Raw genomic sequence first — 25,856 nt, 5'->3', positions numbered from 1 at the left:
GGTAAGAGGGCAATCCACGGGAGTCCCGGCGCGCGGGGCTGAGAGGGAGCACGCGAGCTCCGACCGTTCACCTGATCTGGTTCATGCCAGCGGAGGAAGGACGCCTCAATGACGCCTACGCCCAATTCTCATCGTGTGCGGCACCGCGCACTGCCCGCGCTCGCGCTCGGGGCACTGCTCTGCCTCGGAGCGAGCGGATGCGCGAGCGGTGCGGAGCAAGCGCCGGATACGAAGACGGTGACGCTCGCCGTCCACGACTCGTTCCCGAACGATGATTTCGCTGCGGCCGCCAGCGCAGCGACCGGGTACGACGTACAGGTCGTCTCGGCCGGCGACGGGGGAGAGCTCACGAACAAGCTCGTACTCACCCAGGGTGCGCCCATCGCCGATGCGTTCTTCGGCGTCGACAACATCTTCGCCTCGCGTCTCATCGACAACGACGTGGTCGCCGACTACGCTCCAGCGCAGCTGCCCGAGGGCGCTGAGCAGTTCGCCGTCGACGGCGATCCGGCTTCCGGCCTCGTCGCAGTGGACCATGGCGCGACCTGCATCAATATCGACACCGCCTGGTTCGCGGATCAGGGGATCTCGGAGCCGCGAACCTACGACGACCTGGCGAAGCCGGAGTATCGCGATCTCACCGTGTTGCTCGACCCGACCGCTTCGTCGACGGGGGCCTCGTTCCTCGTCGGCACCGTCGCCGAATTCGGGGAGGACGGTTTCGCGGGCTACTGGCAGCGGCTCGTCGACAATGGAGCGCGCATCGAGCAGGGGTGGAGCGACGCGTATTACGGTCAGTTCACCCAGGGCGGCGAAGCGGGTACGCGGCCGATCGTGGTCTCCTACGCTTCGTCTCCGGCCTTCACGGTCGACGAGACTGGCACGGCGTCGAGCACTGCCGCGCTGCTCGACACGTGCACGCGGCAGGTCGAGTACGCAGGGGTGCTGAGGGGTGCTCAGAACGAGGCCGGCGCCGAGGCCGTGGTCGACTATCTCGTGTCGCAGGAGTTCCAGCAGACCATTCCGGACGCGATGTACATGAACCCCGTCGATGCGGCTGTGGAACTGCCCTCGGCATGGAGGGAATTCGCGCCGTCGCCCGCGCCGGGGCGGACGCACGACCTCAGCTCCCGCGAGATCGAGTCGGGTCGCGAGGAGTGGCTCAAAGCCCTGAGCGAGCAGATCGGCCTCTGATCATCCGCCCGACTGGCCGAGGCGCCCCACGTGCCGCTCTCGGCCCGTGGGGCGTTGCAGCGTGGACGCTGGCGGCGGCCCTGCCGCTCGCGTTCCTCGCCCTGTTCTTCGTTTGGCCGGTGTTCTCGCTCGTCGCGACAGGGTTCGTCGACGGGGGACGACTCGATCTGAGCGGTCTGCCAGAGGTGTTCGGCGCCGTACGCACCTGGCGGGTCATCGGCCAGACGTTCGCCCAAGCGGGGCTCGCGACTGCGCTCTCCCTCGCGCTCGGGGTACCAGCCGCCTACGCGCTCTACCGTCTCGATTTTCGCGGCAAGCGGGTGCTGCAAGGGGTGCTCACGGTGCCGTTCGTGCTGCCCTCGGTGGTCGTCGGCGTCGCATTCTCGGCGTTGCTCGGACCGGGAGGGCCGCTGGGATCGTGGGGGCTGGACCAGAGCTTCGCCGCGGTCGTACTCGCACTCGCATTTCCGAACGTCGGCGTCGTCGCGCGCATGGTCGGCGGGTTCTGGGCCCGCCTCGACGACACCTCCGAGCAGGCCGCGCGAGTGCTCGGCGCATCACGGGTGCGCGCCTGGTGCATCGTGACACTCCCCGCGCTCGGCCCCGCCATCGCGTCCGCCGCGGCGCTCGTGTTCCTCTTCTGCTCCACCTCGTTCGGCATCGTGCTCATTCTCGGCGGCACCGCCTTCGCGAACGTGGAGACGGAGATCTACCGGCTCACCGTTCAGTTCCTGGACCTCCGCGGCGCGGCGGTGCTGTCGATCGCCCAGTTCGCGATCGTGGCCGCCGCGCTCGCCGTGTCGGCGCAGTTGCGCCGCGCCGGAGAGCGCGCGGTCGTGCTGCGCGAGGAGCGGGGGCGCGGAACGCCTCCACGGCGAGTCGATGCTCCGGTGCTGACGCTGGTGGGGGCGACGCTGCTGCTGCTGCACGTGCTCCCGCTCACCGCTCTGGTGACGCGCTCGCTGAGGGACCGGGAAGGGAGGTGGACGCTGGCGAATTACGCCGCGCTCGCAGATCCGCCGGAAGCGCTGCCGATCGATGGCACGGTGCTCGAGGCCATCGGAGCCTCGCTCCGCATCGCCGCGGTGGCTGCCCTCATCGCTATCGTGCTCGGCATGCTGCTGGCCCTCGTCCTCTCCCGTCGCCCTCGCACCCGATCGCTCCGACGGGGCATCGAGGCCTTCGACGCGCTCGTGATGTTGCCGCTCGGCGTATCAGCAGTGACACTGGGCTTCGGTCTGCTCCTGACCATGAATCGGCCGCTCGGCATCGGGTTCGATCTGCGAACTTCGACCGTCTTGATCCCGATCGCTCAGGCCCTCGTCGCGCTGCCGCTCGTCGTGCGCACGCTGCTGCCCGTGCTCCGGGGAATCCCGACCGAGCTGCGCGACGCGGCGTCGTCGCTCGGCGCCGGCCCGCTCGCGATGCTGCGCACCATCGATCTGCCCCTGCTCGGACGTTCGGCGGGGCTCGCGCTCGGCTTCGCCTGTGCGACCTCGCTGGGGGAATTCGGAGCCACGTCCTTCCTCGTGCGACCCGGGGAGCAGACGCTCCCGGTCGTGGTCGCCGCGCTGATCGGCCATCAGGCACCCGAGAGCTACGGGGCCGGGCTCGCGGGGGCGGTCGTGCTCGGCGTGCTGACGGCCGGCATCATGCTGGCGGCCGAACGCTGGCGCACGGACGGGAACCGGGAGTTCTGATGGTGGATCTGGATCTCGAGGAGCTCGCCGACTGCGACGTGCTGCTCATCGACGGCCGCTCCGGCTCGGGGAAGACGCATCTCGCGGAGCATATGGTGCAGACGTTCGCGGCCCTGCGCCGGCCTGCGCAGGTGCTGCACGTGGAGGCGCTGTACCCGGGGTGGGATGGGCTCGCCGCCGGGTCGCTCGCGCTCGCGGCCGCGCTGCGAACGAGCAGCTACCGTGCGTACGACTGGATCGCGGCTGCATTCGGTCCCCGCGAGCGCATCGAACCGCGGGTTCCACTCGTGATCGAGGGATGCGGTGCGATTACCGCTGAGAACCTCGCAGCGGCCGAGAACTGGGCCGCCGCCGCAGGAGCGGCACTGCCTCGGGTGCGCAGCGTCTGGCTCGAGGTCGAGGCGGTGACGCGAAAGCGCCGCGCGCTCGCACGCGATGGTGAGGTCTACGCCCCGCACTGGGACCGCTGGGCCGCCCAGGAGGAGGAGCTGTACGCCTGGCACCGTCCGTGGGAGCTCGCCGATCGTACGATCACCATCTCCGCCTGCGACGACCCGATCGGGTGAACTCTACTCGCCGTCACGTATGACTTCGGTTGAATCGACGTCGACGCGGCGCCCATTGGCATTGGTCGGGCGCAGTCGGCCCAACGGGCTGCCACTCTCATCCACGAGAGTCGAATGCGCTTCGTCGTCGGCGAACGCGTGTCGCTCGCCCCACTGACGCATCGCCACGATGATCGTGAAGAGGTCGCGACCTGCCTCAGTGAGGACGTAGACCTGCCGGCGTCCGGAGATTGCCGTCTCTCGCTCCAGGATGCCGTGTTCGACGAGGCGGCGAAGCCGGTCGGTGAGGATGTTGCGCGCGACCCCGGTGCGCTGCTGGAAATCGGTGAATGATCGCGCATGGTCCATGGCGTCGCGAACGATCAGCAGGCTCCACCGGTCGCCGACGAGGTCGAGGGTCCGCGCGACCGGGCACGTGGAATCGGTCCACGTCATATTGCCGACGTGCCGTGCTGGGTTCATGATGCCTCCCGAAAGGTTGCAGATCGAAACCATTCTGACATACTCCAATCAGTTGCAAATTGAAACTGATTGGAGACGATGTGAAACGTGCGCATGGCCGAAGGCTGCTGCTCTCGATGGTGTGCTCGGTCGCTGTGTCGACGATCTACGTTGCCCAGCCAATGCTCGCGCAGATCGGGCAAGACTTCCGTGTGCCCGAGTCCGAGCTGGGATGGATCGTCGCGACCGGCCAGATCGGCTACCTCGCAGGCCTGGTTGTCCTCGTTCCCATGGGGGACATGCTCGACCGACGCAAGCTCATCGGAGGCCAACTCATCCTCGCCGCGACCGGCATGCTGATGGTCGCGATCTCAGCGACCCCGTGGATGTTGCTCATCGGCCTCGCCGTGACGGGGCTGTTCGCCGTCATCGTGCAGACCGCCGTCGCATTCGCCGCTGATCTGTCGACGCCGGCCGAGCGTGGTCGCACGCTCGGAATCGTCACCTCCGGGGTCATCATCGGAATCCTCGGGGCCCGAGTCTCGGCCGGGTTTCTCGCCGATCTGTGGGGGTGGCGAAGCGTGTACATCACGCTCATGCTGCTTCTCGTCGTGCTCTCGATCGCGGTAGTGAAGCGGCTTCCGGCAGACCACCGCTCGAATCGCAGGACCTACGGAGACGTGCTGGCCTCACTCGGGCACCTCTTTCGCGAGCCGCTGTTCATCTCGCACGGGTTGATCGCGTTCTTCCTGTTCGCTTCCTTCGGCACGCTCTGGAGCGCACTCGCGCTCCCACTGGCCGCCGCGCCGTGGCAACTCAGCACGGCCCAGATCGGCCTGTTCGGAATAGCCGGGCTCGCTGGTGCGCTGGGAGCTGCACGGGCCGGTCGTTGGGCCGACACCGGCCGAGCAGACCTCGTGACCGGTACCGCCCTCGCGTTGCTGGCGCTGTCGTGGATCGCATCCGGGCAGGCCACATGGTCGCTCTGGCTCGTCATCGTCGGTGTCATCGTCCTGGACTTCGCTGTCCAGGCCGTGCACGTCAGCAACCAGTCCCTGCTCGCCGCCGCCCACTCGGAGCAGACCAGCAGCACCATCGGCGGCTACATGATCTTCTACTCGCTCGGCTCCGCCCTCGGCGCCACCGCCACCACCACGATCTACTCCGCTGCGGGGTGGACAGGATGTGCTGTTCTCGGAGCGAGCTTCGCCCTCTGCGGACTGCTCACCTGGGCGATCGGTCGGCGCGCGGTGGCGAGAACGCTGCACGACACTGCGACTCGCGGATCAGGTCGCGCAGGCGCGACGCCGCAGGCGGGCTGAGGGAGGCTAGAAGGCCACCGGTACCTCTGCGTCCTCGAGCGCCTGACGCACCTCGTCGCTGTGGAACGCCTCTGCGAGTGCGGCGACCTCCGGCGAATCGGCGTTGTCCTCGCGGGATACGAGCGAAACGGCGAACTGAGGGTCCTGCTCCACGGCGATCGCATCCTCATCCGGTGTGAGGCCCAGCTGGCGGGCGAACGTGCCGTGCAGGAAGACGGCGTCGGCCTCAGGGTACGCCGCCGAGAGCTGCATGATGTCGACCTCCACGAAATCGAGGTTCTTGGGGTTCTTCGTGATGTCGTCGACCGTCACCGACCAGGTGTCGGCGTCTGCGTCGAGCTCGATCAGTCCGGCCTTCGCGACCATCTGCAGCGCCCGGGCGGCGTTCGAGGTGTCCTGCGGAATGACGATGCGGCCTCCTTCCGGCACTTCGTCCATGCTCGCGTGCGTGCTCGAGTACATCCCGACCACGGTCAGATACACGGGCTCGATGACCACGAGCGACGCGTCGTTGCCCGCGTTGAACTCTTCCATGAACGGCGGATGCTGCACGAAGTTGGCGTCGAGCTCCCCGTGCTGCAGCATCGAATTGGGCTGCACGTAATCGGCGACCTCGACGAGTTCGATCTCGTACGGTGCCGCAATCGCCTCGGCTGCGGCCTCCACGACGTCAGTCATCGGAGTGGTGGTCGCCGCGACCTTCAGCGTCCGCGTCTCCTGGCCTCCTCCCGCGCCCGAGCCATCGGCAGCGTCTGGGCCAGTGGCGCAGCCGGCGAGGGTCAGGAGAGCGGCGGTGGCGGCAGTGGCGGTGATGATCAGGCGATGGCGCATGGGGTGCTTTCTGTCAAGGATGGGGGATCGAGGGGGAGGGGCGTCCGCACCGCTCAGCGGTGATCGATCGCGCGGGAGACGCGTGTGCCGAGGCTCTGCAGCAGCATGACGCAGGCGACGATGAGCGCGATCGTGACGTACATGAGAGTGAAGTCGTACTGGTGGTAGCCGTACCGCATCGCGAAGTCGCCGATGCCGCCTCCGCCGACGACGCCGAGCACGGTCGAGTAGGAGACGAAGCTGATGGTCGCCGATGTGAGTGCGTAGACCAGACCGGATCGCCCCTCGACGAGGAGGAAGCGGAACACGGTCTGCGGAATGCTCGCGCCCATCGACTCCGCCGCGAGCAGCAATCCGCTCGGCAGTTCGAGCAGAATCTGCTCGGTGAGGCGGGCGTAGATGGCGACCGCGACGAAGCCGAGCGGGAAGGTCGCGGCCACGGTGCCGAAACTCGTGTCGAAGACGAGGCGCGTGAGGGGAATCATGAAGACGACGAAGAGCAGGAACGGGAAGGAGCGCACGATGGTGACGTACGCGTTGGCCGCGCTCCAGATCGCACGTCTCGGCATGACGCCGCCCGGTCGTGTGAGGGTGATCACGATGCCGAGCGGAGTGCCGAGGACGACCGCGACGATGATCGACGCGAGCACCATGTAGCCCGTCTCGCCCAGTGCTCGGGCGATCTCTCCGCCGTGCTCCCCGAAGACACGGTCGAGCTCGTTCCAGAAGTTCAAGATGCGAGCCTCGATTTCACGTGATCGAGGTATCGGGGCTCCCGGTGCTGTGCGACTCGGGGAACCTCGACGATGTCGAGCAGGCGTCCTCGCTCGAAGACCGCTGCGGCGTCGCACACGGCCTTCACCGCGTCGAGTTCGTGGGTGACCAGTGCGATCGTCGTTCCGAACTCCGCCCGGGTCGCCTGCAGCAGTTCGAGAATCTCCGCCGTCGTGTGCGTGTCGAGCGCGGACGTGGGTTCATCGCACAGCAGCAGTTCAGGGTCGGTGACGAGTGCGCGGGCGATCGCCACTCGCTGCTGCTGCCCCCCGGAGAGCTGAGCCGGATAGCGGTCGGAGAGCCCTGCGAGCCCGACGAACTCCATCATTGCGGTCACGCGCGCGGGGTCGCGGCGATGCTGCAGGCGCAGCGGGAGGGCGATGTTCGCGCGCACCGTGAGATTGCCGAGCAGGTTGAAGTGCTGGAAGACGACGCCGATCCGGTGCCGCATGGCGCGCAACTCTCGAGAGCCGAGCGCGGCGAGATCCGTACCGCTGACGATCACGCGTCCGCTGGTCGGCAGATCGAGACCGTTCATGAGTCTCAGCAGCGTGGATTTCCCCGCGCCGCTCTCGCCGAGCACTCCGAAGATCGAACCGCGAGGAATGTCGAGGCTGACATCGGAGAGCGCGTCGACCTCCGCCTCACCGTGAACGAAGCGACGACTCACGCGGTCGAAGACGACCGCCGTCGAAGTGGTCGTTGCGTCGCTCATCAGCTCTTCACCACGGTGCTTTCACGAATCGTATTAATTAGACTGGGTCTAACATAGAGTGCGCAGCCCGCAATCGCAAGTCACGTCAGGAGCACCATGCCGAGCAGCGAAACGACGCACCGAACACCCGAGCCACCGATCTACACCGCAGTGGCCCGCAACTCCGACGGCATCAGCGGGGAGAGCTTCGTCGACGGCGGCCTGCGCGTGCGCGTCGCGTCGGCGACCGCGGAGAACCGGGCGGGAGCCACGAACCCGGAGGAACTGCTCGCCCTGTCGTGGGCGACATGCCTGAACGCGGCAGCTCGCGTCGTCGCGGGGCCGGGCACCGACGTCGAAGCAACCGTGGAGATCTCGCTGCACCCGCTGGCCGACCAGGGGTTCGAATTCTCCGGAGCCGCCGAACTGCGCTTCGACGGCGTACCGCTCGACGAGGCGCACGCGCTCGCCGCAGCCGCGCACGAGCGCTGCCCGGTGTCCCGCATGCTCAGCGGTCGCTCGGCGGTACGGGTGACGGCCGTCGCGTAAACTGATGCGGTGCTGAAAATCGCGGTTCTCATCTCCGGTGGCGGCAGCAACCTCAAGGCGCTGATCGACGCGACCGCCGACCCCGATTTCCCGGCAGAGATCGCCTGCGTCGGATCGGACACCGACGCGCCCGGCCTGGAGCACGCGCGCGCCGCAGGGATCCCCGCATTCGTCGTGCGACCCCGCGACTCGGACTCTCGGGAGGCGTGGGGCGAGGTGCTCGCCGCGGCGATCCAAGAGCACCACGTCGGCACCGGCCCGCACCCCGGTCTCGTGGTGAGTGCCGGACTCATGCGTATTCTTCCCCCGGGCTTCGTGCGCGCTTTCAGTCCCCGCCTCATCAACACGCACCCGGCACTGCTTCCCGCATTCCCCGGGGCCCACGCGGTGCGCGACGCGCTCGCCGCCGGCGCCGAGCGCACCGGGGTCACCGTGCACGTCATCGATGAGGGCGTCGACACCGGCCCGGTGCTGCGACAAGCCGCCGTCGACGTCCGCCCCGGCGAGACCGAAGCCGAGCTCCACGAGCGGATCAAGCAGCTCGAACGCCCCCTGCTCGTGCAGACCGTGCGAGAGATCGCACTCGGAGAGCTCGCGCTGCCCGGCGCGCGGTGATCCTGCGCTCGATCAGCGCCTCAGCACCCGAATCGTATCCAGACTGCGAACACCGACCTAAGGAGTCCCGCCGCATGGCAGTTCAGAGCCACGACCCCAGCCTCTACGAGCACCGCGACGTCGTGCCCGTACGGCGCGCGCTGATCTCGGTCAGCGACAAGACGCGCTTGCTCGACCTTGCCGGCGCGCTCGCCGAGAACGGGGTCGAGATCGTCTCGACGGGTTCGACCGCTGCGACGATCCGCGAGGCGGGCCACGCCGTCACCGACGTCTCCGAGGTCACCGGATTCGCGGAGGCCCTCGACGGCCGCGTGAAGACACTGCACCCCGCCGTGCACTCCGGCCTGCTCGCCGACCTGCGCCTCGCCGACCATCGCGCGCAGCTCGACGCGCTCGGCTACGCGGCGTTCGAGCTCGTGGTCGTCAACCTGTACCCCTTCGAAGAGACGGTCGCATCGGGCAAGCCGGCAGCCGACGTCATCGAGAACGTCGACATCGGCGGCCCCGCGATGGTGCGGGCGAGCGCGAAGAACCACGCGAACGCGGCGATCGTCGTTTCGCCCGGACGCTACGACGAGATCATCGCCGCCGTGCGGGCCGGCGGAACGACGCTCGCCCAGCGCCGCTCGCTCGCCACTGAGGCGTTCGTGCACACGGCCCAGTACGATGCCGCCGTGGCGAACTGGTTCCTCGAGCAGGAGGACGCCGAGTGGGGAGAGGCGCCTGCCGCCGAAGCCGATTCGAGCGAGGCGTCGATCGACAGCATCTTCGAAACCACCGAGGGGTACGTCGGCTACGAGGTCTTCGGGCTCCGCGAATCGGTGCTGCGGTACGGCGAGAACAGCCATCAGCGGGCCGCACTCTTCACGGAGAACGAAGGATCGGGCATCGCACAGGCCGCGCAGCTCCACGGCAAGGAGATGTCGTACAACAACTACGTCGATGCCGACGCCGCGCTCCGCGCCGCGTTCGATCATGAGCGCCCCGCCGTCGCCATCATCAAGCACGCGAACCCCTGCGGCATCGCCGTCGCGCCAGAAGGTGCGGCCGACCCGATCGCCGCCGCTCACGAACTCGCGCACGCGTGCGACCCCGTCTCTGCGTTCGGCGGCGTGATCGCGGCGAACCGCATCGTCACGAAGGCGATGGCGGAGACCGTCGCCGGGATCTTCACCGAAGTCATCGTCGCTCCCGGCTTCGAGCCCGACGCCCTCGCCGTGCTCACGCAGAAGAAGAACGTGCGACTGCTGGTGCTGCCGGCCGACTACCAGCCGAACCCCGTGGAGCTGCGTCAGGTCTCAGGTGGGTTCCTGCTGCAGGATTCCGATCGCTCCTTCGCACCGGCATCCGAGTGGACGCTCGCTACGGGCGAGCCCGCTGATGCCGCGACGCTCGCCGATCTCGAGTTCGCGTGGCGTGCGAGCCGCGCCGTGAAGTCGAACGCCATCCTGCTCGCGCAGGGGGGTGCTTCGGTCGGTGTCGGCATGGGCCAGGTCAACCGCGTCGATTCCTGCCGCCTCGCGGTGGAGCGCGCGGGAGACCGCGCGCGAGGATCGGTCGCCGCCTCCGACGCGTTCTTCCCGTTCGCCGACGGCCTGCAGGTACTGCTCGACGCCGGCGTGCGCGCGGTCGTGCAGCCGGGCGGGTCGGTCCGAGACCCCGAGGTCGTCGATGCGGCCCAGGCAGCAGGCGTGACCATGTACTTCACGGGCGAGCGGCACTTCTTCCACTGATCCTCTGATCTGCGGTTTTTTCCTTCATTCATCTGGTGTGAGCAAGCCTCGCCTTCGTTGCGGCAGGGTGCTCGCCCCGGGGAGAATCGAGACGTGGAAATCGTCAAGGGAATACTCATCGTCTTGCACATCGTCGGATTCGGCGCGGTGTTCGGCAGCACGCTCGCACAGTTGTCGGCGGTGAAGGAAGCACGCGCTCGTATCACTCCTGGCATCTTGCACGGCGCGTGGTTGCTGCTGGCGACCGGCCTGCTGCTCGTCGGCATGGTCTACGCGACCGGAGGCCAGCCGAACAACGCGAAGATCGGCGTGAAGCTCGTCGTGCTGCTCGTACTGATCGCAGTCGTGCTCATCGGCCGGAAGAAGCAGCCCGTTCCGGGTGGATTCCTGGGCGCCATCGCCGGATTGTCGGTGGTGAACGTGGTGCTCGCCGTGCTCTGGCACTGATCGTCGATGAACGAAGACCCCCGGGAGGCTGAGCCTCTCGGGGGTCTTGCTGTGTGCCGGCGGGTCCGTTTGCGCCCGTCGCGCAGTGGATTCGGGTTCGTGCGGGTCGGTTGCGGTGGGGGTTAGTGCCAGCGTGTGCCCCAGTGGTGTGATTGGCCTGCTGGGCTGATGTGTTGGGGGATGCCTAGCGGGTTGGTGTCTTGGAGTGCTTCGGGGAGGAGTGCTTGGGGTGCGTTCTGGTAGGCGACGGGTCGTTGGAAGCGGGTGATGGCTGCGGTGCCGACGGAGGTGGAGGAGTCGTTCGTTGTCGCGGGCCAGGGGCCGCCGTGCTGTTGGGCGGGGGTGACGGCGACGCCGGTGGACCAGCCGTTGAACAGGACGCGGCCGACTTGGTTCGCGAGGGCGGCGATGAGGGCGCGTAGTTGGGGGGCGTTGTCGGTTTCTCCGGTGGCTTCGGCTTCGCTGATGTGGAGGGTGCCGGAGAGGTTGCCTTCGTAGAACTCGGGCATGAGGGCTGCGAGGTCGGTGCCGGTGGGGGTTTCGACGAGGATGGAGAGCGGGCCGAAGGATTCTTCGAGGAGGGTGTCGCGTCCGGTTCGGAAGTCGTCGAGGCTGATCGCGATGATGGTGGGGGTGGCCCAGCCCTGTCCGTCGTCGTCGAAGCGGATGCCGCCGGGGATCAGCGGGTTCGCTCCGGCGGTGCCCAGTACGGCGGTGCGGCGTTCGTCGTAGGATTTCGCGATGCGGGGGTCGAGGAGGCGATGCTCGGGGACGTCGGTCGTGTTGTGGGTGATGGCCTGGGGGAGTGCGCTGCCTGCGGGGATGAATGCGAAGCCGGGCTTGGTGCAGAGCTGGCCGGCGGAGCCTGCGACGCTGGCGAGGTAGCCGGTGGCGATCTCGTCGGCGCGTTCCGTGATGGCGTCGGCGGTGATGAAGATGGGGTTGACGCTGCCGAGTTCTCCGAAGAACGGGATGGGTGCTGGCCGGTTCGCGGCGATGTCGGCGAGGATGCGGCCGACGCGGATGGAGCCGGTGAAGGATCCGGCTTTGATGCGGGGGTCCTGCAAGACCTGCACTCCGGCTTCGCGGCCGTGGATGAGTTGGAAGGTGCCTTCGGGCATGCCTGCTTGGGTGAGTGCGCGTGTGGCGACTTCCGCGGTGGCGTCGGAGAGGTCTGGGTGGCTGGAGTGGGCTTTCACGATGAGTGGGCATCCTGCTGCGAGGATCGCTGCGGAGTCGCCGCCCATGACGGAGAACGCGAAGGGGAAGTTGGAGGCGGAGAAGTTGATGACTGGGCCGAGGGGGATGTGGGTGCGGCGGATATCGGGGCGTTGGCCGAGGGCGAAGTCGGGGTCTGCGGGGTCGATGCGGGCGTCGAGGTAGCCGCCGTCGACGATGGTGTCGGCGAAGAGGCGGAGTTGGACGGCGGTGCGGGTGACTTCGCCGGTGAGTCGGGCTTGGGTGAGGCCGGTCTCGCGGAGTGCGATGTGTACGAGGTCGGGTGTTGCGGTTTCGAGGGCGTCGGCGATGGCGACGAGGGCTCGTGCTCGTTGGGTGGCGGTGGTGGTGGCGAGGTGGGGTGCGGCGGTGGTGGCGCGTGCGATGACGGCCTCAAGATCAGGAGAAAGCGTGGGGGGTGCGGGGGTCATCGAGGGTTCCTCCGGGAATCGGGGTGGGTGGGAGAGGTGTCGGCCGGGGGCGTCGGCTGGATTGCCGCGCTGCCCCGGCCGGCGCTCAGCGGGAATGCGATCGGCCGTACAGGGCGACGACGAGCAGGATGATCGCCCCGTAGACCATGTCTTGCACGGCGACGCCGAGGTTGAAGACGACCACGAGCGTCGAGACCTGGCCGAGGACGAGGGCGCCTGCCAGCGTGCCGAGCACGGAACCGCGGCCGCCGAAGATCGAGGCGCCGCCGACGACGACCGCCGCGACCGAGCTCAGGAGATAGGGCGCACCCATCATCGTTTCGGCCTGGTTGTAGAAGCCGACGATCGCGATGCCGGCGAATCCGGCGAGCACGCTGCTCAGCATGTACCCGGTGATGCGGATGCGGGCGACGGGTTGCCCGGCGAGGTTCGCGGTGGCCTCGGACGAGCCGACGAGGAAGAGCGCGCGCCCCCATCCGGTCCAGCGCAGCAGCGCGTGCAGCACGAGCATGAGCACGAGCGCGAGCGGCACCACCGCCGCGATGGAGGAGCCGAGGAACGGGATCTTCTCGGCAGTGATCGACTTCAGGAATTCGGGAACGTTCGTGAGCTCCGAGAGGCTGAAGTTCAACAGCAGCACGCCGAAGAGCAGACCGTTCATCGCGATCGTGGTCACGATCGGCGTGAGGCCGATCCGTGCGATCACGAAGCCGTTGATGAATCCGATCACTGCGGACGCCGCGAGCGACGCGATGAGCGCGAGAACCGGGCCGAGGCTCGCATTCCAGGTGAGGAACGAGAGCGCGGCGAACGCGATCGTGTTGGGCACTGAGAGGTCGATGCCGCCCTGGATCACCGCGATCGTCTGCCCGAATGAGGCGATCGCGAGGATGGATGCGAAGGTGACCGTCGTGATCAGCCCGTCGAGCGTCAGCAGGCTCGGGCGGATCAGACCGCTGAGCAGGAACAGGGCGATGAACGCCGCGAAGACCCATGCGCTCGTCGGGACCCGCTTCAGCGCACTGGTCGCCTGCCCTCTGGCAGCCGTGGAGGATGCGTCGGTGAGCGTCTCAGTCATGGTGGCCTCCCTGCGCGAGCGACTTTCGCGTGCTGATGATGCGGACGAGTACGGGGATCGCCACGACCGCGAAGATGATGAGCGCGTTGATGATGTACTGCCAGTACGAGTTGATGCCGGCGAAGAAGAGCAGGTTTCCGACGAGGCCGAGGATGATCGCGGCGGCGATGGTGCCGAGCACGGAGCCCCGTCCGCCTGCGAAGCTGGCACCCGACAGCGCTACGGCTGCAATCGACGTGAGGAGGTACGGATCGCCGCTGCGCGGGTCACCGGTCACCGTCGACCCGGCGAGCAGCACTGCAGCGATCGAGGCGAGCACCCCCGACAGGACGAATGCGCCGAGGATCGCGAGCCGCGAGTTGATGCCGGCGGCCTGCACGGCGTCGCGGTTCGATCCGACGCCGTAGATCTGGCGGCCGAAGGCGGTCCGCTGCAGCACGAACCAGACGGCGACTCCGGCGATGACCAGCCAGACGATCGCCATCGGCAGGAATGGCAGCGCCTCTCCGCTCGTCACGTTGAAGATCGTCTCGCTGAGCGCCCCTCCCGGGCGATCGAGGATGGTGCGCGCGATCGCGCCGATGATGAAGGTGCTCGCGAGCGTCACCGCGATCGCCGGAAGTCCGCCGAACGCGACGAGGAGGCCGTTGAAGACGCCGCACGCGGCTCCGACGAGGACGGCGACGATCAGTGCCACGGGGCCGGGGAGCCCGGCGAGACTCGTCGCGAAGACCACGTTGCACAGGCTGATGACCGCTCCGATGGAGATGTCGATGCCGCCGATGAGTACGATCATGAGCTGCGCGAGCGCTGCGATCGCGAGCGGAACGACGAGGTTGGCCGCTGACTGCAGCTGGAATCGCGTGAGCAGGCTCGGGTTCACGGCGAGGTAGACGGCGATGAAGAGGACGAAGGCGACGACGGGCGGGGCCGCGCCCTCGTGGATCGATCGCTGGATCCAGATCGGGAGCGCGGTGCGCCGTGCGACCGGAGCGAAGATGGTGCCGGTGGTCATGAGTGTGCCGCCATTCCCACCGCGGCGCCGACGACAGCGTCAGCGGTGATGTCCGTTCCTACGAGTTCCTGCACCACGCCGCCGCGGTAGAGCACGGCGACGCGGTTGCACATGTGCACGAGCTCCTCGACCTCGCTGGAGAACCAGACGATGCCGACGCCCTGCTCGGCGAGCGCGACCATGGCGCGGTAGAGCTCCTGTTTCGCCCGCACGTCGATGCCGCGCGTGGGATCGTGCAGAATGAGCACGCGGCGTCCGCGATCCATCCATCTGCCGAAGACGAGTTTCTGCTGGTTGCCGCCCGAGAGCGCGCCGGCCGACTCCTGCGGTCCGCGGGTGCGCACGCTGAGCGCTGAGAGCACGCCGTCGATCCAGCCGCGCTCCTTGCGCAGCTGCGGTGCGCCGCCAGCGCCGAAGAGCCTGAGCCACGGAGCGAAGAGGTTCTCGCCGACACCGAGTTCGAGTGCGAGGCCCTCCGTTTTGCGGTCCTCGGGAACGTAGCCGATGCCCGCTTTGACCGCGCGTCGCGGGTTGAGGGCGCCGACCGGCGATCCCCCGATCTCCCAGGTATCGGCCGTGGCGGGCACGGCGCCGAACAGGGCCCGCAGGAGTTCGGTCTGGCCCTGGCCCTGCAAGCCGCCGATGCCGAGGATCTCACCGGCACGGACGCGGAGGGAGACGTCGGTGAGGCGCGGGGACTGCAGGTTGCGCACTTCGAGGGCTACGGGGGCGTCTGCGGCGACGACGGGTGCGGGAGGGAACTGCTTCTGAGTAGCGCGCCCGGCCATCATCGAGATGAGCTGATCCTCGTCCCACTCGCCGCGGGTGAACGTCCCGACCGGGGCGCCGTCGCGCAGCACCGTGCCGCGGTCCGCGATCACCTGGAGCTCCTGCAGGCGATGGGTCACGTAGATGACCGCGCTGCCGCCGGCTGTGACCTCGCGGATGCGGTCGAATAGCCACTCGACGCCGGGGGGCGTCAGGGCGCTCGACGCCTCGTCGAGGATCAGCAGCTTGGGTTGCGCCGCGATCGCCCGGGCGATCTCGACGAGTTGGCGATCGGCGAGGAGCAGGGTGCCGAGCCGGGCGTGCGGGTCGATGTGGGGGAGATGCAGCTGCTCCAGGATCTCTTTCGCCCGACGCAGAGCCTTCGCGGGGGAGTAGACGCGCGCCGTGCCCACTTCGGGGAGGGCGAGGTTCTCGGCCACGGTCCACTCCGGTACGAGCGCGATCTCCTGGTACGCGCACGCGATGCCCAGGCTCCGGGCGCGGGCGATGCTGCCGCCCTGCAGGGGGCGTCCGTCGATGGTGATGGAACCACTCGACGGGACGACCGCGCCGGAGAGCATCTTCGAGACCGTGCTCTTCCCTGCTCCGTTCTCCCCGACGAGTGCGTGCACCTCTCCGGCGTGGCAGGTGAAGTCGACGCCCACCACCGCCTGTACGGGGCCGTAGTTCTTATTGAGGTTCTGCGCCACGACGAGTGGCGCAGAACGGTCGGTCGGCGCCGCGTCTGCGGCGCCGACCGTACCCGTGTGCTGGGACATGCTGATGCTCCCGCCCTTTCGACCGATTACTGCTTCGCGAACTCGAGGTACTCTTCGAGCGTGATATCGAGACCGGGGAAGTCGTACCCGAGTTGGAAGTTGTCCGGCATATCCGGCTGGCAGAACTCCTCCGCGTTCTCGGTGGTGATCTCGGCCGGCGGGAAGTACTGCTCCTGCTCGATCTCCTCGCCTTCCAGCAGCAGCACGGCCTGTTCGAGTCCCTTCGCGTAGATCGCGGGGTGCCCGAACACCATGTTTCCGCTGAGCCCGGCTTCGGCGTTGTCGACGAGGGTGCAGGCCTCTCCGTTGTAGCCCGAGCCGCCCACGACGGGCACGAAATCGATATTGGCGTCGGCGAAGGCAGCGGGTACGCCCTGACCGCCGGTCAGGAACGAGTACACGCCCCCGACGTCCGGGTGGGACTGGAGGATCTGCGCCATCGTCTGCTGCGCGTCCGCCTCATTCCAGCCGTTCGCGCCCTCGGCGACGATGGTGGCGCCGCCCTCCTCGAGCACCTCCGTGACGGTGGGCATCGATGTGTCGTTGAGCGGCACGCCGGCGACGCCCTCGAGCACGACGACCTCCTTGTTGTCTCCGAGCTGCGAGACCAGCCATTCCGCACCGGTCTTACCGGCACTCGCCCAGTCGGTGGATACCGTGTAGACGTACTCGTTGTCGTAGGGGCCGCCGTTGGCGAAGACCGGAATGCCCGCGGCTTTCGCCTGGGAGATCGCTGCGTCGGCACCGGTGGCCGAGGCCGGATCGAAGAGGATCGCGTCGACGCCCTCGGCGATCAGGTTCTGGATCGCCGCGTTCTGCTGCGCGGCGTCGTTGTCGTTCGTGCGCACGATCTTGAGTTCGACCTTGTCGCCGTAGTCCCGAGCGGCGAGCGCTTGCATCGCTGCGAGCCCGGTTTCGCGCCAGGCCTGGCCGCCGAGTGGTTGCTGGAACCCGATGACGAACGTTCCGTCGTCGGACCCGTCCTCGGCGGCGCTGCCGCCGCCCTCGGCGGGTGCCGAGCTGCAGGCCGCGAGGCTGACCGAGAGTGCCGCAATCGCCGCGATGCCGATGCCGCGTGCGATGGTGCGTGAGTGCTGCATGCTTTCTCCTTTGAAATCAAACTGCGAGGTGCTGCGCCGCCTGGGGCTTCGATGCCGGGGACGTTTCCGCGTGGTTTCGAGAACGTGTTGACGAGCGCTGCGTGGTGACACTAACATCAAAATGGCAGCGCTGCCAAGAGCGCTAACATAACAAATGTGACATGATGGCCGCGGCGCCCAACGGCGCGAACTTCAAGGAGGAAGTGCAGATGACATCAGCGGTGACAGAGCAGACGGCGGAGTCGTTCGGCCTCGAACCCGACGCGCGGATCCGCTCGCGATCCCACGCGATCGGAGCAATCGGAGCAGGGGCGATCATGGCGGATCAGCATCTCGAGGCGTACCGGATCGCCGGGTTCCCCGTCGTCGCCATCGCGTCCCGCACCCGCGCGAACGCCACGGCCGTGGCCGAGCGATACGGCATCGAAACGGTGCACGACTCGCCGAGCGACCTGATTCTCGATCCTCGCATCGAAATCGTCGACATCGCCTTTCCGCCGGACACGCAACCCGAGCTCATCCGCCTCGCTCTCGCACAGCCGCACGTGCGCGCCATCCTCGCCCAGAAACCGCTCGCTCTCTCACTGGACGAAGCGATCGCGCTCCGCGACGAGGCCGCCGCAGCGGGGAAGATCCTCTCCGTGAATCAGAACATGCGCTACGACCAGTCGATCCGATCGCTGAAACAACTGCTCGATCGCGGTGCGCTCGGCGAACCGGTCTTCGCGGCCATCGACATGCACGCCGTGCCGCACTGGCAGACATTCCTCGCCGAGTACGACCGCCTGACGCTCGCCAATATGAGCGTGCACCATCTCGACGCACTGCGGTACCTCTTCGGCGAGCCGACCGAGATCTACACGGCCGGTCGACCCGACCCGCGCACCGAGTTCGCGCACACCGACGGAATCGTCGCCTCGACGCTGCGATTCGACAACGGAGTGCTCGCCGTCTCCCGCGAGGATGTCTGGGGCGGGCCGCGTCAAGCGGGTTACGACTCCGACTTCTTCATCTCCTGGCGGGTCGAAGGCACCGCCGGAGTCGCGCGCGGCACGATCGGCTGGCCCACCGGCGAGCCGTCCACGATCAGTTTCGCATCAGCGCACGAGACCGACGGGAAGTGGGTGTCGCCGGAGTGGGAGACGCACTGGTTCCCGCACGCCTTCATCGGCGTCATGGAGCAGGTGCAGCACGCGCTCGACAGCGGCGACGCCCCGGCGCTGACCGTCGCCGACAATGTTCGCACGATGGCGCTGATCGAAGCCGGCTACCGGTCGCTCGACGAGCGCCGGGCGGTGCGGCTCGACGAATTCACTCTCTGACACGCAACACACCCCACCAAGGAACGCAAAGGAGCACCTCCACCATGATTCAGATCGGCATCTTCTCGGGCTACTTCCCGTACGACCTCGAGACCACTGCGAAGAAGATCCAGGACCTGGGACTGAACGCCGTGCAGCTCGACCTCCACTTCAAAGACATCGACCTGTCATCCGGCCAGATCACGAAGGAGAAGGCGAAGCGCGTGCAGGACACGTTCCGCGACCATGACGCACCGATCTGCGCGATCTCCGGGTACACCAACATCGTGCACCCCGATCTCGACAAGCGCCGGTCGAACGTCGAGCGGCTCAAGGAGATCATCCGCAGCGCACGCGACTTCGGCACGCCGTACGTGATCAGCGAGTCCGGCACGTTCAACGCCGAGAGCGAGTGGGACCATGATCCGCACAATCGCAGTGAGGATGCCTACGAGCAGGTGCGCTCCGTGCTCACCGAACTCGCCCAGGAGGCGTGGGACCACGGCGCGACCTTCCTCCTCGAGACCTACGTGAACAACGTCGTCGGATCGGTGCGCGAAACGTCGCGGGTGTTCAACGACATCAATCATCCGGGGCTCGAGCTGCTGATGGACCCGACGAACTACTTCGACGCCACCAACATCGACGATCAAGCGGGGGTGCTCAACGAGGTCTTCGACACGCTCGGCGACCGTGTGCGCATCGCGCATGCCAAGGACGTGAAGCGCGCGGGCAGCGATAAGAGCGAGAAGCACGCGGACATCGGCGACGACGACGCGCTTGCGTCGCACACCTTCCGAGGCGTCGGGGAGATCGAGCTTCCGGCCGCCGGCCTCGGTTCGCTCGACTACGACCTGTACGTGCGCCGACTGTCGGAGCGCAACCCGAACATTCCGCTGATCATCGAGCACCTCGACGAATCCGACGTGCCCCGCGCGAAGGAGTTCCTGCGCGAGGTTCTGAAGCGGCAGGGCGTCTGAGCATGACGACCCCTGCAGCATCCGCCACCCGCTCCGCTCTGGTGACCGGAGCGGGTGGCGCCCTCGGGCGCGCGATCGCCCTCAGGCTCGGACAAGACGGCTTCGCGGTCGGCATCGTCGGCCGCGACGGAGAGACGCTCCGCGAAACGGCTTCCCTGCTCGACGAGCACGGGATCCGGAACCTCGTCGTCGACCTCGATCTGCGCGACACCCCGGCGATCGACGCAGCCGTGGAGCGCGTGGAGCGCGAGCTCGGGCCGCTCGAGGCGATGGTCAACAACGCCGCGATCTACCCGGCGACCCCGTTCCTCGACATTCCGCTCGCCGAGTACGAGGAGGTGCTGCGCGTCAACCAGATCGCCTACTTCGCAGGGTCTCAGGCCGCTGCACGGCGGATGGTGCCGCGCGGCACGGGCTCGATCGTGAGCATCGGTTCGATCACGTTCCACGGCGGTTGGGAGCACCTCGTCAGCTACGTGTCGACGAAGGGTGCGGCGGTCGGCCTCACCCGTTCCCTCGCGCGCGAGCTCGGGCCGACCGGCGTGCGGGTGAACGCGGTCTCGCCGGGCGCCTTCCCCACGAAGGCGGAGGAGATCAACGGCGACCCGGAGACCTACAACCGCACGGTGATCGAGAAGCAGTCGATCAAGCGACGCGGTCGCAACGAGGAACTGGCGTCCGTCGTCTCATTCCTGGTCGGCGACGACGCCTCGTTCGTGACGGGTCAGACGATCAACGTCGACGGCGGATGGGTGATGGAATGAGCGCGCGAGACTGGTACGGCGACGCCGTGCAGCAATCCACGAGCCACCTGCGGCGGCGCACCGGAGACCTCGCGGCGTTCGCCGAGATTCGCGAGGTGGTGCGGTCGAACGGGCAGGAGCGCGGTGTGCGCTCCCTGCAGATCCGCAATGCCGACGGACTCGAGATCGAAGTGCTCATCGACCGCGCCTTCGACATCGGCGACGTGCGGTACCGGGGCGTTCCGGTCTCGTGGCGCTCGGGCAACGGGTATCGTCACCCCTCGCTGCACGAGGTCGAGTCGGAGGACGGCCTCGCCTGGCTCCGCACACTCGACGGATTCCTCGTCAGCGGCGGGCTCGACCACGCCCTGTTCGGCGGTGAATACGACGCGACGCATTACCACTACCCGCCGAAGCAGACCGTGCGACACGGCCTGCATGGGCGCCTCAGCTCACTGCCTGCACGGCTCCTCTCCGTCGACGAGGAGTGGCAGGAGAACGGCGGAGTGCTGCGCGTTCGGGGAGAGGTCGTCCAGGCCACCTCGTTCGGCGAGCACCTGCGGCTGCGTCGCACCATCGAGGTCGATGTCTTCGGCAGCGGCTTCCGCATCGACGACGAGGTGGAGAACCTCGGGTTCGAGCGCACTCCGCACATGTTCCTGTACCACATCAACGTCGGATGGCCGGTGGTCGACGAGGGCTCCGAGTTCCACGGGGCCATCCAACGCCACGTCTGGAAATCAGACTCGGTCGACGAGCAGGGCGCCCCGCACGATCGGCTCATCGCGCCCGAGCGTCACTTCGTCGAGCAGGTCTGGGAGCATGAGCTCTCGGCCGGCCAGGACGGCAGGCATCGCGTCGCACTCCTCAGGAGCGACGGGAATTTCGGCGTCGAGATCGACTGGGACGCTTCGGCGATGCCGCACTTCTTCGAGTGGCAGAACCTGCGCGAGGGTCAGTACGGCGTCGGCCTCGAACCGTCGACGCATCACGTCAGCGGAGAGGCGGCCGCACGTGAAGACGGAACGATGATCTGGCTCGAGCACGGCGAATCCCGGACGTATCGCACATCGATCACCCTGCTCGACGGGCCAGAAGCCACTGCTGCCGCGCGATCGCGCGTGCAGTCCATCTCCAGAAAAGAGGCAACCGCATGACCACCCCATCAGGTGTGCTGAGCGGCTATCGCGTGCTCGACTGCTCGATCGCGATGGCAGGACCGTTCGCGGCCCAGCGCCTCGGCGATCTCGGGGCAGACGTCGTCAAGGTCGAACCGACGACGGGGGAGTGGCAGCGCCACACCCCGGCCGGCGGCGTCACGGGCAACAAGGTGAACGTGTCGTTCCTGTCGCTCAACCGCAACAAGCGCTCGCTCGCACTGAATCTGAAGAACGAGGAAGGGCGCGAGCTGCTGTACCGGCTGGTCGCAGAGGCCGACGTCTTCCTGCAGAACTATCGCCCGGGAGTCGCGAAGCGACTCGGAGTCGACTACGAGTCCCTGCGCGCCATCAACCCGTCGATCGTCTACGTCTCGATCTCGGGGTACGGCGAAGACGGCCCGTACCGGGACCGGCCGGGTCAGGATCTGCTGCTGCAGGCGATGTCGGGGGCCATGCTCTCGACGGGGGCCGTCGGTCAGCCTCCGCAGGCCGCCGGACAGTACCTCGCGGACGCCGTCACGGCTTCGACCGCGTTCGAGGGCGTGCTCGCGGCACTGCTGCATCGGGAGCGCACCGGCGAGGGGCAGCTCGTCACGGTCAACATGCTCGACGCGATCACGACGCTGCAGATGCAGGAGCTCTCGGTGTACACCGTCGGCAACGTGCCGCAGAAGCGCACCGCGCAGCCGCACGCGCACGTGTACATTCGCTCACCCTACGGCTCCTTCCGCACGCAGGATGGGTACATCGTGCTCGCGTTCCCATCGCTCGACGTGCTCGCCGATCTCTTCGACGACGACTCGCTGCGCGGCCTCGATGACGAGCACGCTGCGTGGAGCATGCGCGACGAACTCTTCGCCCGTACCGCCCAGGCGCTGGAGCGACGCACGAGCGCCGAGTGGTTGACCCTGTTCGCCGAGCGAGGCGTGTGGGCCGGCCCGGTCTACTCGTACGAAGACCTGGTGAACGATCCGCAGATCGCCCACAACGGCACCTTCGTGGAGTACGAGCACCCCACGGAAGGGCGCGTGAAGACCCCGGGTTTCCCGTACCGGTTCTCGCTCACCCCTCCCTCGGTCACCCGCGGTGCCCCGCAGACCGGTGAGCACAGCCGCGAGATCCTCGCTGGCATCGGGGTATCGAGCGCCGACGTCGACCGCCTCGTCTCATCCGGCGTCGTGGCACAGCTCGACGAGGCCCTGGAGACGCCGTGACCGGCTTTCGCGGACTCACGTGGGATCACCCCAGGGGCCGGGTCTGGCTCGAAGCGGCGTCCGTGCTCTGGCGCGAACGCGGTGTCGATGTCTCCTGGGATGCGCAGCCGCTCGAGGGGTTCGAAGCGCACCCGATCGATGAGCTCGCTGCGGAGTACGACCTCATCGTGCTCGACCATCCGCACATCGGCGACGCACTCCGCAACGGAGCACTGCAGTCGCTCGAGTCCGTGCTGGGCGATGACGATCCGCTGTTCTCCGAACGCTACGTCGGGCCCTCCCTGCGCTCCTATCGGGGCGATGGCGGCACCTGGGCGCTTCCGATCGATGCTGCGACACAGGTGAGCGCACGCGACAGCCGTCTCGTGGCCGCAGCTCCTGAGACCTGGGAAGACGTGGAGCGCCTCGCAGCCGACGTTCCCGTGGCCTTGAGCCTCTCCGGGCCGCACGCGCTGCTCACATTCTTCTCCGTGGTCGCGGCACTCGGAGCTGCACCCGTCGATGAGGCGGGCGAGGCCTGGGTGCCGGATCGCGAGGCGCTCGATGCGCTCGAGGTGCTCCGCGCGGTGCAGGCGCGGTCGGCTCCTGGCTACGACCGGATCAATCCGATCGGTCTGCTCGAGCGCGTCGGCTCCGATGATCCCCTCGCCTTCGTGCCCCTCGTCTACGGGTACGTCAATTACTCGCGCCGCGGGAACGAGGCGCCCGTCGCGTTCGGGGACGCTCCTCGCGCGGTGCGGGGCGGTCCCATCGGGTCGATGATCGGGGGCACGGGCGTCGCGGTCAGCCGACGTGCCGAGGTCACCGATGGCCTGCGCGAGTACCTCAGGTGGCTCGTCGCTCCGAGCACCCAGCGCCGAGTGATTCCGGAGTTCGAGGGTCAGCCGGCGCTCGCCGGGGCATGGGCGGATCGCGAGGTGGACGATCGCGCAGGGGCGTTCTATTCGAGCACTCGCGACACCATCGAGGCCGCGAGCGTGCGCCCGCGCTACGCAGGCTTCCCTGCCGCTCAACTCGCCGGATCCGAGCTGGTGCGCAGCGCCCTCTCGGGGGAACTCGCACCGCGCGAGGCTCTTGCGCGCCTCGGAAGACTGGCTCGTGATTCACGCGCCGCCGCACTGAAAGGGAACCGATGAACGCCATCACCGCCATCACCGACTTCGCCACCGATCAGGTCGGGGTCGCGCTCGACGACTTCGTGCTCACCGTCACCCTGCAGCGCCCCGAGAAGCTCAACGCCGTCACGCCCGACATGTCGCGCACCCTCGAGCAGATCGCGCACGCGGCGAACGACGATCCGAGCGTTCGCGTCGTGATCCTCACCGGCTCCGGCGACCGCGCCTTCTGCGCGGGCAGCGATATTCGCACGCTCGACGACTACGCGACCCCGTGGCAGTTTCGAAATCGCATGGACTACTGCGACGCGCTGCACGAACTGCGCAAGCCGATCATTGCGGCGATCAACGGGTACGCCCTGGGGGGCGGGCTCGAGACGTCGTTGATCTGCGATATCCGCATCGCGGCCGAGACGGCGCAGTTCGCAGCGCCGGAGGTGAAGCTCGGCTGGATCGGCGGGGGCGGCATGAGCGCATTCCTCTCGGCGGCCGCAGGCCCGAGTAACGCCGCCGTCATGACGATGACCGGGGACATGATCGATGCCGCGACCGCCTTGCGCTGGGGCATCGTGAGCGAGGTCGTGCCAGGGGAGCGTCTGATGGAGCGAGCTCGCGAACTCGCATCGACCATCGCCTCCCGGCCGCCGATCGCCGTCGAGACCGCGAAGGCGAACATCAGGGCGGCCTACAACCTGCCGCACGACCAGGCGATGGCATACGAGCGCGACCTCCAGGCCATCACGTTCGCCACGGAGGACGCGGCTGAGGGGCGCCGCGCCTTCGCCGAGCGCCGCGACGGCGTCTTCCGCGGACGCTGACCAAGACCCGAACGAACAGGATTGATCATGACCGCATCGACCGCACCGCTGACCCGCTCCTGGCCGGCGAGCCTCGCCGAGACCCTTCCGCGCGACCACGCCTCGGCGACCCTCATCGGCCGCGTCTGGGATCCCGCGGTCTCCGGCCCCAGCCCCGTGCTCGTGACCGCCGACGACGTGTACGACCTCTCGCATGCGTTCGCGACGGTGAGCGACCTCATGCTCGAAGCCGATCCAGCTGCGGCGGCGCGGCGCGCGGCGGGAGCGTCGCTCGGATCCGCCGACCGCATTCTCTCGGCGACGATGCAGAGCGAGATCGACGAGGTGACGTTCCTGTCGCCGATCGACCTGCAGTGCGTCAAAGCGGCCGGTGTGACCTTCGCCGTCTCGATGATCGAGCGGGTCATCGAAGAGCGTGCACGGGGAAACGCAGACGAGGCGGCACGCGTGCGAGCTCAGGTGCTCGACGTCATCGGCGGCGATCTCAGCGCGATCGAGCCGGGCTCCGACGAAGCCCTGAAATTGAAGGACTACCTCATCGAGCAGGGGTTGTGGAGCCAGTACCTCGAAGTCGGCATCGGCGCTGACGCCGAGATCTTCACCAAGTGCCCGGTGCTCGCCTCCGTCGGCACCGGCGGCGAGATCGGCGTGCTCTCGACGTCGAGCTGGAACAACCCCGAGCCCGAGATCGCGCTGATCATCGATCCCGCCGGCCGCATTCTGGGGGCGACGCTCGGCAACGACCTGAACCTCAGAGACGTCGAGGGGCGCAGCGCCCTCCTGCTCCCCAAAGCGAAAGACAACACCGCCTCCGGTTCGCTCGGCCCGTTCATCCGGCTCTTCGACGCCTCATTCTCACTCGACGATGTGCGCCGCGCCGAGGTGCAGCTCAGAGTGGACGGCGCAGATGGATTCGCGTTGGAAGCCCACTCCGATATGACGCAGATCAGCCGCGACCCAGCGGACCTGGTGCGCCAGCTGCTCGGCCCGCAGCACCAGTACCCCGATGGCGCAGCGCTGTACCTCGGCACCCTCTTCGCTCCCACGGCGGATCGGGGTGAAGCCGGTGCCGGTTTCACCCACCATGTCGGCGATGTGGTGCGCATCTCGTCGCCTACACTGGGGACACTGATCAATCGGGTCGCGCACAGCGAAGCGTGCGCTCCGTGGGAGTTCGGCGTGGGGGCACTCATGCGAAATCTGGCGAGGAGAGAACTGCTGAGGTAAGCGATGCACCCTGATGGCGAAAAGCGGTCGAGTCGGCGGTCCA

25 protein-coding genes and 1 riboswitch are annotated in these 25,856 nt (G+C 67.8%); of the genes, 16 read left to right on the top strand and 9 right to left on the bottom strand.

All coding sequences use genetic code 11. From position 1 onward, the window contains the following. Positions 1-6: 6 nt before the first annotated feature. Positions 7-115, top strand: a riboswitch (TPP riboswitch). The 3 genes from JE033_RS04535 (at position 109) to JE033_RS04525 (ending at position 3,460) form a co-directional block, all read left to right on the top strand. After that, on the top strand, positions 109-1,194 hold the full coding sequence (locus JE033_RS04535) for a thiamine ABC transporter substrate binding subunit (protein WP_200329764.1): 1,086 nt from the start codon (positions 109-111) through the stop codon (positions 1,192-1,194). (Overlaps the previous riboswitch by 7 nt.) Positions 1,195-1,313: 119 nt before the next feature. Then, positions 1,314-2,894, top strand: coding sequence for an iron ABC transporter permease (locus JE033_RS04530; RefSeq protein WP_200331042.1), 1,581 nt, complete (start codon positions 1,314-1,316; stop codon positions 2,892-2,894). Next, the gene (locus JE033_RS04525; protein ID WP_200329762.1) at positions 2,894-3,460 is read left to right on the top strand and encodes a hypothetical protein; all 567 of its coding nucleotides are present in this window, start codon (positions 2,894-2,896) and stop codon (positions 3,458-3,460) included. The genes JE033_RS04530 and JE033_RS04525 overlap by 1 nt, the downstream gene beginning before the upstream one ends. Positions 3,461-3,463: 3 nt before the next feature. Here JE033_RS04525 and JE033_RS04520 read toward each other — a convergent pair whose 3' ends face one another. After that, positions 3,464-3,922, bottom strand: coding sequence for a helix-turn-helix domain-containing protein (locus JE033_RS04520; RefSeq protein ID WP_200329760.1), 459 nt, complete (start codon positions 3,920-3,922; stop codon positions 3,464-3,466). Between the two features lie 80 nt (positions 3,923-4,002). On the opposite strand from JE033_RS04520, the gene JE033_RS04515 reads away from it, so the two are divergent. Next, positions 4,003-5,223, top strand: a complete 1,221-nt coding sequence (locus JE033_RS04515; RefSeq protein WP_370567899.1) for an MFS transporter — start codon at positions 4,003-4,005, stop codon at positions 5,221-5,223. A 6-nt stretch (positions 5,224-5,229) separates the two neighbouring features. On the opposite strand, the gene JE033_RS04510 is transcribed toward JE033_RS04515, so the two are convergent. From JE033_RS04510 to JE033_RS04500, 3 genes are read right to left on the bottom strand one after another with little or no spacing between them, the layout of a single operon-like run. Further along, positions 5,230-6,054 carry a MetQ/NlpA family ABC transporter substrate-binding protein gene (locus JE033_RS04510; RefSeq protein WP_090147207.1) on the bottom strand — a complete coding sequence of 275 codons (825 nt, stop codon included), beginning with the start codon at positions 6,052-6,054 and terminating at the stop codon, positions 5,230-5,232. A gap of 53 nt (positions 6,055-6,107) precedes the next feature. Beyond that, the gene (locus JE033_RS04505) at positions 6,108-6,788 is read right to left on the bottom strand and encodes a methionine ABC transporter permease (protein WP_200329759.1); all 681 of its coding nucleotides are present in this window, start codon (positions 6,786-6,788) and stop codon (positions 6,108-6,110) included. After that, a complete protein-coding gene (locus JE033_RS04500; RefSeq protein WP_200329757.1) occupies positions 6,785-7,543 on the bottom strand; it encodes a methionine ABC transporter ATP-binding protein in 759 nt (252 codons plus the stop codon). Before JE033_RS04500 ends, JE033_RS04505 begins: the two co-directional genes overlap by 4 nt. Before the next feature lie 96 nt (positions 7,544-7,639). Between JE033_RS04500 and JE033_RS04495 the strand changes: the two genes are divergently transcribed. From JE033_RS04495 to JE033_RS04480, 4 genes are all read left to right on the top strand, one after another. Next, positions 7,640-8,071: an OsmC family protein gene (locus JE033_RS04495; protein WP_200329755.1), complete on the top strand. Its 432-nt coding sequence runs from the start codon at positions 7,640-7,642 to the stop codon at positions 8,069-8,071. A 9-nt stretch (positions 8,072-8,080) separates the two neighbouring features. Continuing rightward, on the top strand, positions 8,081-8,686 hold the full coding sequence (gene purN / locus JE033_RS04490; protein ID WP_090147218.1) for a phosphoribosylglycinamide formyltransferase: 606 nt from the start codon (positions 8,081-8,083) through the stop codon (positions 8,684-8,686). A gap of 74 nt (positions 8,687-8,760) precedes the next feature. Then, the gene (purH, locus tag JE033_RS04485; RefSeq protein WP_090147221.1) at positions 8,761-10,419 is read left to right on the top strand and encodes a bifunctional phosphoribosylaminoimidazolecarboxamide formyltransferase/IMP cyclohydrolase; all 1,659 of its coding nucleotides are present in this window, start codon (positions 8,761-8,763) and stop codon (positions 10,417-10,419) included. A gap of 93 nt (positions 10,420-10,512) precedes the next feature. Further along, positions 10,513-10,866: a hypothetical protein gene (locus JE033_RS04480; RefSeq protein ID WP_090147223.1), complete on the top strand. Its 354-nt coding sequence runs from the start codon at positions 10,513-10,515 to the stop codon at positions 10,864-10,866. 122 nt (positions 10,867-10,988) lie between these two features. Here JE033_RS04480 and JE033_RS04475 read toward each other — a convergent pair whose 3' ends face one another. From JE033_RS04475 to JE033_RS04455, 5 genes are all read right to left on the bottom strand, one after another. After that, positions 10,989-12,515 (bottom strand): aldehyde dehydrogenase (NADP(+)), encoded by a 1,527-nt coding sequence (locus JE033_RS04475; RefSeq protein ID WP_200329753.1) that lies wholly within the window; start codon positions 12,513-12,515, stop codon positions 10,989-10,991. An 85-nt stretch (positions 12,516-12,600) separates the two neighbouring features. Beyond that, positions 12,601-13,593 carry an ABC transporter permease gene (locus tag JE033_RS04470; RefSeq protein WP_200329751.1) on the bottom strand — a complete coding sequence of 331 codons (993 nt, stop codon included), beginning with the start codon at positions 13,591-13,593 and terminating at the stop codon, positions 12,601-12,603. Further along, positions 13,586-14,608 (bottom strand): ABC transporter permease, encoded by a 1,023-nt coding sequence (locus JE033_RS04465; RefSeq protein ID WP_200329749.1) that lies wholly within the window; start codon positions 14,606-14,608, stop codon positions 13,586-13,588. The genes JE033_RS04470 and JE033_RS04465 overlap by 8 nt, the downstream gene beginning before the upstream one ends. Further along, positions 14,605-16,155 (bottom strand): sugar ABC transporter ATP-binding protein, encoded by a 1,551-nt coding sequence (locus JE033_RS04460; RefSeq protein ID WP_200329747.1) that lies wholly within the window; start codon positions 16,153-16,155, stop codon positions 14,605-14,607. The genes JE033_RS04465 and JE033_RS04460 overlap by 4 nt, the downstream gene beginning before the upstream one ends. 26 nt (positions 16,156-16,181) lie before the next feature. Further along, complete coding sequence (locus JE033_RS04455; RefSeq protein ID WP_200329745.1) at positions 16,182-17,255, bottom strand: substrate-binding domain-containing protein; 1,074 nt, start codon at positions 17,253-17,255, stop codon at positions 16,182-16,184. A 161-nt stretch (positions 17,256-17,416) separates the two neighbouring features. Between JE033_RS04455 and JE033_RS04450 the strand changes: the two genes are divergently transcribed. The 8 genes from JE033_RS04450 to JE033_RS04415 are packed head-to-tail and all read left to right on the top strand — an operon-like array spanning position 17,417 to position 25,813. Next, positions 17,417-18,577 carry a Gfo/Idh/MocA family protein gene (locus tag JE033_RS04450; RefSeq protein WP_200329743.1) on the top strand — a complete coding sequence of 387 codons (1,161 nt, stop codon included), beginning with the start codon at positions 17,417-17,419 and terminating at the stop codon, positions 18,575-18,577. 44 nt (positions 18,578-18,621) lie between these two features. Further along, entirely contained in the window at positions 18,622-19,536 is a 915-nt protein-coding gene (locus JE033_RS04445; protein WP_200329741.1) for a sugar phosphate isomerase/epimerase, read from the top strand. A gap of 2 nt (positions 19,537-19,538) precedes the next feature. Further along, a complete protein-coding gene (locus tag JE033_RS04440) occupies positions 19,539-20,300 on the top strand; it encodes an SDR family NAD(P)-dependent oxidoreductase (protein ID WP_090147512.1) in 762 nt (253 codons plus the stop codon). Continuing rightward, positions 20,297-21,436 carry an aldose 1-epimerase family protein gene (locus JE033_RS04435; RefSeq protein WP_200329740.1) on the top strand — a complete coding sequence of 380 codons (1,140 nt, stop codon included), beginning with the start codon at positions 20,297-20,299 and terminating at the stop codon, positions 21,434-21,436. The genes JE033_RS04440 and JE033_RS04435 overlap by 4 nt, the downstream gene beginning before the upstream one ends. Then, positions 21,433-22,653 (top strand): CaiB/BaiF CoA-transferase family protein, encoded by a 1,221-nt coding sequence (locus tag JE033_RS04430; protein ID WP_090147517.1) that lies wholly within the window; start codon positions 21,433-21,435, stop codon positions 22,651-22,653. Before JE033_RS04435 ends, JE033_RS04430 begins: the two co-directional genes overlap by 4 nt. Then, complete coding sequence (locus JE033_RS04425; protein ID WP_200329738.1) at positions 22,650-23,789, top strand: extracellular solute-binding protein; 1,140 nt, start codon at positions 22,650-22,652, stop codon at positions 23,787-23,789. The genes JE033_RS04430 and JE033_RS04425 overlap by 4 nt, the downstream gene beginning before the upstream one ends. Beyond that, positions 23,786-24,586 carry an enoyl-CoA hydratase/isomerase family protein gene (locus tag JE033_RS04420; protein WP_200329736.1) on the top strand — a complete coding sequence of 267 codons (801 nt, stop codon included), beginning with the start codon at positions 23,786-23,788 and terminating at the stop codon, positions 24,584-24,586. The genes JE033_RS04425 and JE033_RS04420 overlap by 4 nt, the downstream gene beginning before the upstream one ends. A 27-nt stretch (positions 24,587-24,613) precedes the next feature. Continuing rightward, positions 24,614-25,813: a fumarylacetoacetate hydrolase family protein gene (locus JE033_RS04415; RefSeq protein ID WP_200329734.1), complete on the top strand. Its 1,200-nt coding sequence runs from the start codon at positions 24,614-24,616 to the stop codon at positions 25,811-25,813. Positions 25,814-25,856: the final 43 nt, after the last annotated feature.

Source organism: Leucobacter sp. L43, from assembly GCF_016597785.1.
Taxonomy (GTDB): Bacteria; Actinomycetota; Actinomycetes; order Actinomycetales; family Microbacteriaceae; genus Leucobacter; species Leucobacter alluvii.
This window is presented reverse-complemented; position numbering and strand designations above follow the sequence as displayed.